This window comes from Peptacetobacter sp. AB845, assembly GCF_047528295.1.
In the GTDB taxonomy this organism is placed as follows: Bacteria; Bacillota; Clostridia; order Peptostreptococcales; family Peptostreptococcaceae; genus Peptacetobacter.
The window spans coordinates 215,099-227,225 of sequence record NZ_CP180001.1 but is presented as its reverse complement, the minus strand read 5'-3'; the positions used below and the strand labels follow the sequence as shown (position 1 = coordinate 227,225).

The window sequence follows — 12,127 nt, the reverse complement described above, 5'->3', positions numbered from 1 at the left end:
ATACGGTTGTGGGATAATCGAGATAAAAATTTTTATTGAGATAACTGGCTCAACCAAGACTTAAAACTATCAAAAGATAGAATAAGAGCGAAATATCTAAAATGAGTACATTTGTATATATTTTTAGAACCAGCTGACTACATAATAGCTATAGGTGGAGGAAGTAGTATAGATACTGCCAAAGCTGTAGGTATAATAATAGCAAACCCTGATTTTGAAGATGTTGTATCATTAGAAGGTGTTGCAGGAACTACTAACAAAGCTGTTCCAATATTCGCAGTTCCAACTACTGCAGGTACAGCAGCAGAAGTAACAATAAACTATGTAATAACTGATGAAAACAAAGACCGTAAAATGGTTTGTGTAGATCCTAAAGATATTCCAGTAGTTGCATTTGTAGATCCAGATATGATGTCTAGTATGCCAAAAGGACTTACAGCAGCAACTGGTATGGATGCTTTAACTCATGCAATAGAAGGATATATAACTCCAGGTGCTTGGGAAATGAGTGATATGTTCCACATAAAAGCTATAGAAATAATAGCAAATTCATTAGAATCAGCTTGCAATAATGAAGAAGCTGGTCGTGAAGGTATGGCTTTAGGTCAGTATATAGCAGGTATGGGATTCTCTAATGTTGGTTTAGGAATAGTTCACTCAATGGCTCATCCTTTAGGAGCTTTATACGATACTCCTCATGGTGTAGCTAATGCAATAATACTTCCAACAGTAATGGAATACAATGCAGAATACACAGGAGAAAAATATCGTGATATAGCAAAAGCTATGGGTGTTGAAGGAACTGAAAATATGACTCCTGAAGAATACCGTAAAGCAGCTGTTGATGCAGTTAAAGGTTTAAGTGAAAGAGTTGGAATACCAGCAGATTTAAAAGATATAGTTAAAGAAGAGGACTTAGATTTCTTAAGTGAAAGTGCATTTGCAGATGCTTGCTGTCCAGGAAACCCAAGACCAACATCAGTAGCAGAAATAAAAGAACTATACAAATCATTAATATAATTAATTTGATTATAATATAGAGCTAAATTTCATATAAAATATAGGGGATAAGAGTAGTAGCGAAAAAATGGCTATTAATCTTATCCCTTTACTTTTATTTATCAAGATATAATAAATTATAAAATAATATAATTTTATTAAATTATTATACGGTTTTTATTGATATTGCTGTTATTGGAGTTCCAACTACACTGTAGTATTCTACTATGTTTGCTTCGTATAGGACACCGTCTATTCTTATTAAAGCTGGTAAATCCATAGATATATACTCAACATTTTCAAAATGAGAGCAGTATTTATTTACTTCCTCGAAAAATTCTTCCATTGTTTCAATTCTCTTATCCATTTCAATATACAATGTTTTATTTTTCTTAGCAGAAATTGATGAGTTTAAGCTATTTGATATATTTTTTAGATATATATACTCTAAAAGCCACATAGCTAGAATCGTTAAAACCGCTGAATTTATAAATAGCTTAAATATAAAAGGTATTAAAGCAGATACAACAGATATTATTACGCATAGCATCATAATCCAATAAACTCCAGTTATACCATTTAGTACATGATAAGTGGATCTTAAATCTTGATTTAATTCTCTAAAAAATATAGTTAAAAAGCCCAACACAATAGAAGATATTAAGATAATAGGAGCTAGATTTTGTGAAGCTAGAATGTTTTCATTGTGTGTTAAAAAAACAGACACCATATAAACTGAGAATATAGCAAATCCTAAAAATGAGCCTTGCATTATCGAATTTTTAAAGTATTCTTTGTAATTTTGTTTTATTAAATTTATACTACTTGTCATATTATTTCCCTCCAGTTAAAACTTCTTTTAATTTTTTTACATAATTTCTAGAGATATACACTTCTTGTCCGTTGATTAGCTCAGCTTTCATAAGTCCGCTCGCAGCAGGTTTATATACTGAAACACATCTCAAGTTTAAAATACTAGACTTAGATATTCTTAAAAAATATGTTGGAAGTATTTTTTCAAGCTCGTAAAGTCTTTTACTGCATTTGTAAGAATTATTTTGAGTGTGTAAAATCTGTATATTTGACGAACTTTCGATAAAGATTATCTCAAAGAAAGGAACATAGTGAAGTTTACCGTCTACAGTGCAGGCTATATTTTCTGTTCTAAAATTTTCCTTTTCCAAGTAAGATATAATTTCATCTGAGTGTCGATTAGATTTATGTAAATTTAATATTGCATTTTCTTGTTTTTCTTCTTCAATATGATTTAATGTAACTTTCAATTTATTCACCTCGATGTTAATAGCTATTATCAGATTAAAGATGTATCTTTGAGTCAATAAAGATTATTTATCTTTAAGTTAATGATAAACGAAAGAGTTTTTAACGTCTATAGAAATACGCTTAGAGGTATTAAATGTATATGTAAGAGGAAAATTGTTTTACATATTGACGAATATCGATATAAAATGTATAATTTAAATATCGATAATTATCAATATATGAGGTGAGATTATGAAAACTAAGTTATATTTACTTACAGGATTTTTAGGTTCAGGAAAAACAACTCTTCTTCTTGAAATGCTGAAGAGATTAGATAATAAAAAAATTGGCGTTATACAGAATGAAATTGGAAAGATAAGTATAGACGGCGAAATTTTAAGAAATGACGATATACAAATGGTTGAATTAAATAGAGGCTCTATATTCTGCTCTTGTCTTAAATTAAACTTTGTTCAGGCACTTGCAGATATGGCAGAAAAAGATTTTGAGTATCTATTTGTTGAGAGTTCTGGGATAGGAGATCCGTCTAATTTAGACGAGATACTAAAGGCTGTTACAGTTATAGCTGGAGATAAGTACGAGTTTAAGGGAGCTATTTGTTTAGCGGATGCAATAAACTTTGAAAATCAGTTAGAAGAAGATGAGGCAGTTGAAAGACAGATAAAACATTGTAATATGGCGATAATAACAAAGAGCGATGTTACAGGAGATGAAGGATTTGAAAAAGTACTTAATAAGATAAAAGAGATAAATCCTATCTGTAGAGTAGAAAAAAGCGTAAATGGTGTAATGGACTATTCATTCTTAGATGAGGATTTAGTTCAGTACAAATGGGCAGAGTCTGAGGAATCAACAAACTCTGTAGAAACTAAACCAAAGACACTATTTTTAAACTTTGAAGGTGAAGTAGAGCAGGAAAAATTAACAGCATTTCTTGAAGATATGACAGACGATGTTTATAGAATGAAGGGATTTTTCAATCTTAAAGGAGAAGGTTGGAATCAGGTAGATGTTGTAGGGAAGAAGATAGATTATAAACCTTGCAACGATAAAGGAAATTCGCAGCTTGTGTTTATTTCTAAAAAAGGACCAGCTATAATCAAGAAGATATTCTCTAGTTGGGAAGATAGAGTTGGATTAGAGATGAAATTAAAAAACTAAAAATAGGAATACAAAAATGGCTACTGTGTATATTTATGCAGTAGCCATTTTTTATTAAATATTAAAAATAATATTTACTTATATGTCTTTTTATTTTGGGAGTTGTAAAACTAGTGATAACAGTATTTTTTTATATATTTTTAAAGTATTTATAATATAGATTTAATATTCTCTTATTGTAGTTTTGTTAATATAAAAAGACGGATAAAAATAGGAGAGATAAAAATGGGAAAAAAGAAAGATAAAACAAAGGAAAGATATAAGAATTTAACACTACTACATTCAAATGATTTGCATGGAGATTTTTTGGCTGAAAAGATAAATAAAGATCTTGTCGGTGGAGTTTCGATGCTTTCTGGATATATAAACAAGGTAAGAAATGAAGAGCAGAACGTAATATACGCAATATCAGGTGATATGTTTAGAGGCTCTGTTATAGATAGCGAATATAAAGGGATTTCAACGATAGAGATAATGAATCTACTTGGACCAGATGTGGCTACTATAGGTAACCACGAGGTTGACTACGGAATTGCACATCTTTTATTTATTGAAAAATGTGCGACATTCCCAATTATAAATGCAAATATGTATATTGCAACAAATGGAAATAGATTATTTAAACCATATAAGATAATAAAGATAAACGGAATGAAGATAATGTTTATCGGATTGATAACAGAGATGGTTCTTGCAAGGACAAAGCTGGAAAGTATGATAGGTCCATTTATAGATATAAACGATGCTGTAGATGAAGTTGGAAAGGTTTGTAATGCATATAAGCCAGACGATGTTGATTTAACAGTTCTTTTAACTCATATAGGTTTTGAAGAGGATAGAGTATTAGCATCTAAATTAAAACCTGAATGGGGAATAAATATGATTATCGGAGGTCATACACATACATTTTTAGACGAGCCTGAAGTGGTAAATGGAATTCCGATAGTTCAGGCAGGGATAGGAACTTCTCAGATTGGTAGATTTGATTTAATTATAGATACGAAAAAAAATAAAATAGCTTCCTATAAATGGAATACAATTCCAATAAAGGATGAATACTGTCCGAGGGATAAGGAACTAGAAGAATTAATAATGACATATAAACGAGAAGTAGATAAAAAATATGGAAAAATAATAACTAGATTAAATAGACAACTGACTCATCCTGAAAGAAGAAGAGAAACAGAGGCAGGAAATTTAATGGCAGATATACACAAAGAGGTATCAGGTGTTGACATTATGTTTTTAGGAAGTGGAAGCTTGAGAAAACAGAGATTAGGCCCAGTTGTTACTCTTGGGGATTTGACAGAATTCTATCCTTATGATGATGAGATTTTTGTGGCAAAGGCAAGTGGAAAACTTATCAAAAGATTCGTATCAAAAATGATTAAGCTAGCTTTAGATGATGATATTGTAAGTGAATTTTATCAAGTTTCATACGGAAGTGAGTTTGTTTGGTCAAAATCTGAAAATAAGTTGATAAAAGCAGAACTAGACGGAGAAAAGATAAAGGATGATAAAAAGTATACTATAGGTATTCAAATGTACCATCTTGAAAATCTTGAGAAGAATCTTGGAATTAAGAAGAAAGATTTTGAAAGTGAATTTAGATGTACTGCGACATCAGGGTTCCAGGTTGTAGAAGAGTATTTAGCTAGTCATACGCATTTAGATTCTGTAGTTGAGGGAAGGATAAAAATAAAAGAGTAGATATAGTACAAAGAAGAGTTTAGAATTAATGTTTAATCTCTTCTTTTTTTACTTAGATGGTATAATAAAAGTAAGTAAAAAAGTAAGAAATATTGAATTGTAAAGGCTTTTATTCAAAAGGAGGAAGTTATATATATGAAAAAAATAATAGAAAAAGAACAACTTTTGGATATATTAAAAAATAGAAATGAAAACGAAAGACTAGATTTAAAAAATTGTGCATTTAAAGATATGGATCTTACAGGACTAGATTTAAAAAATGTAGATTTAGATTGGTCTGATTTTGAAAATGTAAAACTTGTGAATGTAGATTTTGAAAACTCAAATCTAAGCAATGTATTTCTTGAACATGCTGATTTATCTAATGCTAGCTTTAAAAACTGCACATTACATGCTACTAATTTAAGATATACAGATTTAACTAATGTAGATTTGAGTGGGGCAAATATTTTTGGAGCTAATTTAGAAGAAGCAAAAATGGATGGGATAAAAACTGATGAAAATACAAAACACTACAAAATGGTGTGTCCAGAAACAGGTGCTTTTTTAGCATGGAAAACTTGTTTTAATACTAGACTAGTCAGGCTTTTAATTCCTGCAGATGCTAGAAGAACAAGCTCTACATTAAATACTTGTAGATGTGATAAAGCAAAAGTACTTGCAGTTACAGACCCAACAGAAACTATTAAATTTGATGAAGCTGTATCTTATGTAGATGGAGACTTTGTCTACAAGGTTGGAGAAATGGCTTATGCTAAAGGGTTTAATCCTGATAGATGGAGAGATTCTACAGGTGGAATACACTTTTTCATGACTAAGGAGGAAGCTTTAGGATACCTTATGAGTATAAGTGGAGAACAAAGTGAATCAGCTACAGATTGGACTGAGAGTAAATAGTATATAAAGCTTAAATTATCTTTAAAAATATTGTAGAATACCTGTTTTCTATGTTAATATATACTTTAATTGACTTCGAAAGGTGGGTATAAAATAAAAATGGGTACTATACTAATACTAAAAAGATTTTTTGCTATATGTATATTATGCTTAGGTGCGAATATACTTGTAGATAAATTTGATAAAGACTTAAAACTTTCAAAGAATGTAAGAAGAGTAATTTTATTTGTACTTTATATTCTTGTAGCAATTATTGTAACGTGGGCATTCTAGTCCTAAATATGTATTATAATTTTTTTATATATAAATAGAATAAAACTATTTAAAAAATTTATATTTAGGTATACAATAATCATTGTGAATTTAAAATAATATAAATTAAAGAATAACTAAGACGACAAAGCGTTGAATGCTGCTTCATTTAAATGACGGTATTTGATGCTTTATTTTTTTGTGCAAAAAACATAAATTAAGAAGGAATTATTGACATGAAAATGGAAATATATAAACGTATACTATACTTAAAATATAGTAATAAAAATCTAAACCCTATAAAAATATAAAAATTTTTGAAAGCTGAGTAAAACACGAATAAAAACTGCAAAAAAATCTAATAAATAACAAAAATACGAACAATATAGCTAAAAACCCTAAAAAAATTTAATATTTTCAAAAAAAAACAAAAAATATATTGATAATATATGGATATTAATATAATATTTATATATAATAGTTCGTATAATAATACGAATTTTTGACTAAAAACAAAAGATTTAAGAAGGAGAGGGGAAAATAATGAAAGTTGCAGTAATTATGGGATCTAAATCAGATTTTCCAAAAGTAGAAGAAGGAATAAAAGTATTAAAAGAATTCGGTGTAGAGGTTGTAGTTAGAGCGTTATCAGCTCATAGAACTCCAGTACAGTTAACAGAATGTTTAGCTGAGCTTGAAGATAACACTGATGTAATAATAGGAGCAGCAGGGAAAGCAGCACATCTTCCAGGTGTTATAGCAGCTCAGACTTTAATTCCAGTAATAGGTCTTCCAATAAAATCATCAACAATGGACGGACTAGATTCATTATTATCTATAGTTCAGATGCCAAAAGGTATACCAGTAGCAACAGTTGCAATAGACGGTGGTCTAAACTCTGCTTTACTAGCTATACAGATGATGTCATTAAAATATCCTCAGTTAAAAGAACAGTTAAAAGCATATAGAGATGAAATGGCTAAAAAAGTTCTTGAAGACGACGAAAGCTTTAGATAATTTTAGTTAAATAGAATTTTAAAATGTTTTGACTCTCTGCCTATTTTATGTAGAGAGTTAAAAACATATTTAAATATAATTAGTGATAGACAATTTAAAAATTTTTAAAATATTATTTTATAAAAAGGAGCGAGTGTATGAGCGGTATATTAGGGGTTTACTCAGACAAACAGGTATCAAAAGAACTGTATTACGGAATATATTCTATGCAGCATAGAGGTCAGGAAAGTTGCGGTATAGCTATATATGACGAAGAAGCAAAAGAAGTTATATACAAAAAAGAAAAAGGTCTTGTAGGAGACGCTTTCAAAGAAGACGAATTAAAAAATTATAAAGGCAACCTTGGTATAGCACATGTTAGATCATCTTCTGTTGGTCACAACCATGTAGCTAATACTCAGCCATTTGTTGGAAGTTGCAGAAATAGAAACCTTGCAATAGTTGACAATGGTAGCCTAGTTAATGCTAATTATTTAAGAGAAACATTAGAAGAAGAAGGATTCATGTTCCAGACTAACTCTGATGCAGAAGTTATACTTCATATATTAGCTAGATACTACAAAGGAGATATAGTAGAAGCTGTTAAAGTTACTATGGACTATATAAAAGGTTCTTATACTTTAGCTATAATATGTGATGATTCTTTAGTTGCAGTTAGAGACCCACACGGATTCAGATCACTTCTATTAGGTAAAAAAGGTAATGAATACCTTATAGCATCTGAAAATAGTGCTATAGAAATACTTGGTGGAGAAGTTATAAGAGATGTTGAGCCAGGTGAAATAATAGTTATAAAAGATGGAGAATTAAAATCTTACAACTATTCAGATACTTACAAACCAGTTAAGAAAAGCTGTATATTTGAACATGTTTATATAGCAAGAAATGATGCAACACTTGATGATTTAAATGCATACGAATTCAGAATAAACTGTGGTGCTTACCTAGCTAAAAATGAAGATGTAAAAGCAGATTGTGTTGTTCCAGTTCCAGACTCAGGATGGGCAAGTGCAATAGGTTACGCTAATGAAAGTGGATTACAGTTAAGTGAAGGACTTGTTAAAAACAGATACGTTGGTAGAACATTTATAAAACCAACTCAGGAAGAAAGAGAAATAGCTGTTAGAATAAAATTAAATCCATTAGTTCCAGCAATAAAAGGTAAATCAATAATATTAGTTGATGACTCTATAGTAAGAGGAACTACTTCAAAACAGTTAATCAAATCTTTAAAAGAAGCAGGAGCTAAAGAAGTTCATTTAAGAATAACTTCACCACCAGTAAAATATCCTTGCTACTACGGAATAGACACTCCTACAAGAGAAAGTCTACTTGCATCAAGCCACAGTGTTGAAGAAATGAGAGAATATATAGGCTGTGACACATTAAAATTCATAAGTATAGAAGGAATGAAAGAAGCAGCTAAAGGAATGAATACATTCTGTACTTCTTGTTTCGATGGAGATTATCCAGTTAGAAAAATAGATAAATAAAGAAAAAGATAGATAAATAATTAATTTACTATAATAATATAGAATTTTGGTTTATAATTTAGTAAGAGGAAAAACAATTAAAATCTAGGAGGAAAGTAGAAATGCTAACATACAAAGCTTCGGGAGTAAATATAGACGAAGGTAACAGAGCTGTAGACCTTATAAAAGGAAAAATAAAAGAAACATATGATGACAATGTAATAGGTGATTTAGGTAACTTCAGTGGACTTTACAGTATAGCTGAATTCTCAGGAATGAAAGATCCAGTTATAATGGGAGCTACTGACGGTGTTGGAACAAAATTAAAAATAGCTCAGATGATGGATATACATCATACTGTAGGTATAGACTTAGTTGCAATGAGTGTTAATGACCTTATATGCCAGGGAGCAAGACCATTATTCTTCCTTGACTATATAGCACTTGGAAAATTAGTTCCAGAACATATAGAAAAAATAGTTGATGGTGTAGCTAACGGATGTAAAATGTCAGGATGTGCATTAATAGGTGGGGAAACTGCTGAAATGCCAGGTATGTACGGAGAAGATGACTACGATTTAGCTGGATTTGCTGTAGGTATAGCAGATAAATCAAAAGTTGTAACTGGTAAAGATGTTAAAGCAGGAGACGTTTTAGTAGGTATAACTTCAAGTGGTATACATTCAAACGGATTCTCATTCATAAGAAAAATATTCTTAGAAGAATTCAAATACGATATGAATCAGTATGTTGAAGAATTAGGAATGACTGTAGGTGAAGCACTTCTAACTCCTACAAAAATATATGTTAAATTAGCATTAGATTTAATAGAAAAACACAATATAAAAGCAATAGCTCATATAACTGGTGGTGGTGTTATAGAAAACATAACTAGAGTTATACCAAAAGGATTAGGATTAAACATAGATACTAAATCTTGGGAAAAACCACCAATATTCAAAATGATAGAAGGATTCAACGCAGTTGAACAGAGAGAATTACATAAGAGCTTCAACATGGGTATCGGTCTTGTTTTAATAGTAAACAAAGAAGATGCTCAGGCTGTTGTTGATTATGTAAATGGTAGACCAAGCGACAACAAAAACTTTGTTGACGAAAAATACGCTGACCTTATGGAAGATAACGCATATATAATAGGTGAAGTTGTTGATACTCATGAAGGAGTAGAATTATGCTAAAGAATATAGCTGTTTTAGTATCTGGAGGAGGAACAAATCTTCAGTCTATAATAGATGCAACAGAAGCAGGAGAGATAAACGGTCAGATAAAAGTAGTAATCTCTAACAAAGAAAATGCATATGGTCTTGAAAGAGCAAGAAAACACAATATAGAAGCAGTATTTGAAAATGATGAAAAGAAAGTAATCGAAATATTAAAAGAAAAAGAAATAGATATAGTTGTTATGGCTGGATATTTAAAAATAATCAGTGCAGATTTTGTAAATGAATTTAAAAATAAAATGATTAATATCCATCCATCACTAATACCTTCTTTCTGTGGTAAAGGATTCTATGGAAAGAAAGTTCATCAGGGAGTTCTTGATTACGGTGCAAAAGTAACTGGAGCTACAGTTCACTTTGTAACAGAGGGAGCTGATGAAGGCCCAATTATAATGCAGGAAGCTGTAAAAGTAGAACAGAATGATGATGCGGATACTCTAGCTGCTAGAGTTCTTAAAGTAGAACATCAGATACTTAAAAAGAGTGTTGCACTTTTATGTGATGACAAAATAAAAGTTGATGGAAGGAGAGTATATATCAATGAGTAAGAGAGCTTTAATAAGCGTAACAGATAAAACAGGAGTAGTTGAATTTGCAAAAGCATTAAACGAACTTGATTTTGAAATAATATCAACAGGTAATACATTTAAAATACTAAAAGAAAATGGTGTAAATGTAATGCAGGTTGAAGATGTTACTAAATTCCCAGAAATATTAGATGGTAGAGTAAAAACTTTAAACCCATTTATACATGGAGGAATACTTTACAGAAGAGATTTAGAATCTCATGTAGAAACAGTTAAAGAACATGGTATACATTCAATAGACCTTGTTTGTGTTAACCTTTATGACTTCGAAGGTACTTTAAAAGCTGGAAAAAGCCATGCAGAAATGATAGAAAACATAGATATCGGTGGACCTTCAATGATAAGATCTGCTGCTAAAAACTACAAGGATGTTATAGTAGTTACAGATATAAAAGACTATGATTTAGTAATAGAAGGATTAAGAAAAGGTGATTTAACAGAAGAAGAAAGAAGAAACTTAGCATACAAAGCCTTCTCAACAACAGGAAGATATGATGCTATGATATCTACTTACTTTGCTGAACAGGTTGGAGAAGATTATCCAGAATTCTTAAATCTTACTTTCCAGAAAGAACAGACTTTAAGATACGGTGAAAACCCTCATCAGAATGGTATATTATACGCTCAGCCAAATGCTAAAAATCCTATATTAAACTATGAACAGTTAAATGGTAAAGAATTATCTTTCAATAACTTAAACGATTTACACGGATGCTTAGAAGTTATGAGAGAGTTCAAAGATAGTGATAAAGTAGCTGCAGTAGCTATAAAACATACTAACCCATGTGGTGTTGCTTTAGGAGATACAGCTTTAGAAGCTTACACTAAATGCTATGAAGCAGATAAAACTTCTATATTCGGTGGAATAGTTGGTATAACTTCTACAGTAGATAAGGCTACAGCTGAAGAATTACACAAAATATTCCTTGAAATAGTTGTTGCTTACGATTTCACTGATGAAGCTTTAGAAGTATTAAGAACTAAGAAAAACCTTAGAGTATTAAAACTTGCTAAAATAGAAGACAGTAAACAGAAATATGAAATGAAATACCTTGATGGAAAACTTCTAATCCAGGATAAAGATACTAAATTAGCTGACAAATATGAAACAGTTACTAAATTAGAACCAACTGAAGAAGAATTAGAAGATATGAAATTCGGTATGAAAATAGTTAAAAATATGAAATCAAATGCAATAGCAGTTGTTAAAGATGGTCAGACTCTTGCTTTAGGTTGTGGTCAGACTTCAAGAATATGGGCTCTTAAAAATGCATTAGAAAACAACAAAGATGAAAAAGACTTCACTGGAGCTACTTTAGCATCAGATGCATTCTTCCCATTCGACGACTGTGTAACTTTAGCTAATGAATTTGGTATAAAATCAATAGTACAGCCAGGTGGATCAATAAGAGATAACGACTCTATAGAAGCTTGCGATAAATTCAATATGTCTATGGTATTCACAGGAGTAAGACACTTCAAACACTAAACTTTAAGGAGAGTATGA

At 30.6% G+C, this 12,127-nt stretch carries 12 protein-coding genes; 10 read left to right on the top strand and 2 right to left on the bottom strand.

The features are described 5' to 3' along the window. The first annotated feature begins 111 nt into the window (after positions 1-111). Positions 112-1,020, top strand: a complete 909-nt coding sequence (locus ACK2WO_RS00990; RefSeq protein WP_414698140.1) for an iron-containing alcohol dehydrogenase — start codon at positions 112-114, stop codon at positions 1,018-1,020. Between the two features lie 145 nt (positions 1,021-1,165). On the opposite strand, the gene ACK2WO_RS00985 is transcribed toward ACK2WO_RS00990, so the two are convergent. Together ACK2WO_RS00985 and ACK2WO_RS00980 are read right to left on the bottom strand one after the other, a co-directional pair. After that, positions 1,166-1,831 (bottom strand): DUF4318 domain-containing protein, encoded by a 666-nt coding sequence (locus ACK2WO_RS00985; protein ID WP_414698139.1) that lies wholly within the window; start codon positions 1,829-1,831, stop codon positions 1,166-1,168. 1 nt (position 1,832) lies between these two features. Beyond that, positions 1,833-2,282, bottom strand: coding sequence for a LytTR family DNA-binding domain-containing protein (locus ACK2WO_RS00980; protein ID WP_330000004.1), 450 nt, complete (start codon positions 2,280-2,282; stop codon positions 1,833-1,835). Positions 2,283-2,514: 232 nt separating this feature from the next. Here ACK2WO_RS00980 and ACK2WO_RS00975 point away from each other — a divergent pair, with 232 nt between their 5' ends. The 9 genes from ACK2WO_RS00975 to purH all read left to right on the top strand — a co-directional run bounded on the left by ACK2WO_RS00975 (position 2,515) and on the right by purH (position 12,109). Continuing rightward, positions 2,515-3,444, top strand: coding sequence for a CobW family GTP-binding protein (locus ACK2WO_RS00975; RefSeq protein ID WP_414698138.1), 930 nt, complete (start codon positions 2,515-2,517; stop codon positions 3,442-3,444). A gap of 225 nt (positions 3,445-3,669) precedes the next feature. Continuing rightward, positions 3,670-5,154 carry a bifunctional metallophosphatase/5'-nucleotidase gene (locus tag ACK2WO_RS00970; RefSeq protein ID WP_414698137.1) on the top strand — a complete coding sequence of 495 codons (1,485 nt, stop codon included), beginning with the start codon at positions 3,670-3,672 and terminating at the stop codon, positions 5,152-5,154. A gap of 135 nt (positions 5,155-5,289) precedes the next feature. Then, a complete protein-coding gene (locus ACK2WO_RS00965) occupies positions 5,290-6,051 on the top strand; it encodes a pentapeptide repeat-containing protein (RefSeq protein ID WP_414698136.1) in 762 nt (253 codons plus the stop codon). A gap of 99 nt (positions 6,052-6,150) precedes the next feature. Continuing rightward, positions 6,151-6,324 carry a hypothetical protein gene (locus ACK2WO_RS00960; protein ID WP_178412078.1) on the top strand — a complete coding sequence of 58 codons (174 nt, stop codon included), beginning with the start codon at positions 6,151-6,153 and terminating at the stop codon, positions 6,322-6,324. Between the two features lie 522 nt (positions 6,325-6,846). Continuing rightward, complete coding sequence (gene purE / locus ACK2WO_RS00955) at positions 6,847-7,320, top strand: 5-(carboxyamino)imidazole ribonucleotide mutase (RefSeq protein ID WP_006441089.1); 474 nt, start codon at positions 6,847-6,849, stop codon at positions 7,318-7,320. A 137-nt stretch (positions 7,321-7,457) separates the two neighbouring features. Next, complete coding sequence (purF, locus tag ACK2WO_RS00950) at positions 7,458-8,813, top strand: amidophosphoribosyltransferase (protein ID WP_414698134.1); 1,356 nt, start codon at positions 7,458-7,460, stop codon at positions 8,811-8,813. A 101-nt stretch (positions 8,814-8,914) separates the two neighbouring features. Beyond that, the gene (gene purM / locus ACK2WO_RS00945) at positions 8,915-9,991 is read left to right on the top strand and encodes a phosphoribosylformylglycinamidine cyclo-ligase (RefSeq protein ID WP_006441091.1); all 1,077 of its coding nucleotides are present in this window, start codon (positions 8,915-8,917) and stop codon (positions 9,989-9,991) included. Beyond that, positions 9,985-10,581: a phosphoribosylglycinamide formyltransferase gene (gene purN / locus ACK2WO_RS00940; RefSeq protein WP_414698133.1), complete on the top strand. Its 597-nt coding sequence runs from the start codon at positions 9,985-9,987 to the stop codon at positions 10,579-10,581. The genes purM and purN overlap by 7 nt, the downstream gene beginning before the upstream one ends. Beyond that, entirely contained in the window at positions 10,574-12,109 is a 1,536-nt protein-coding gene (purH, locus tag ACK2WO_RS00935) for a bifunctional phosphoribosylaminoimidazolecarboxamide formyltransferase/IMP cyclohydrolase (protein WP_006441093.1), read from the top strand. Before purN ends, purH begins: the two co-directional genes overlap by 8 nt. The last annotated feature ends 18 nt before the right edge of the window (positions 12,110-12,127 follow it).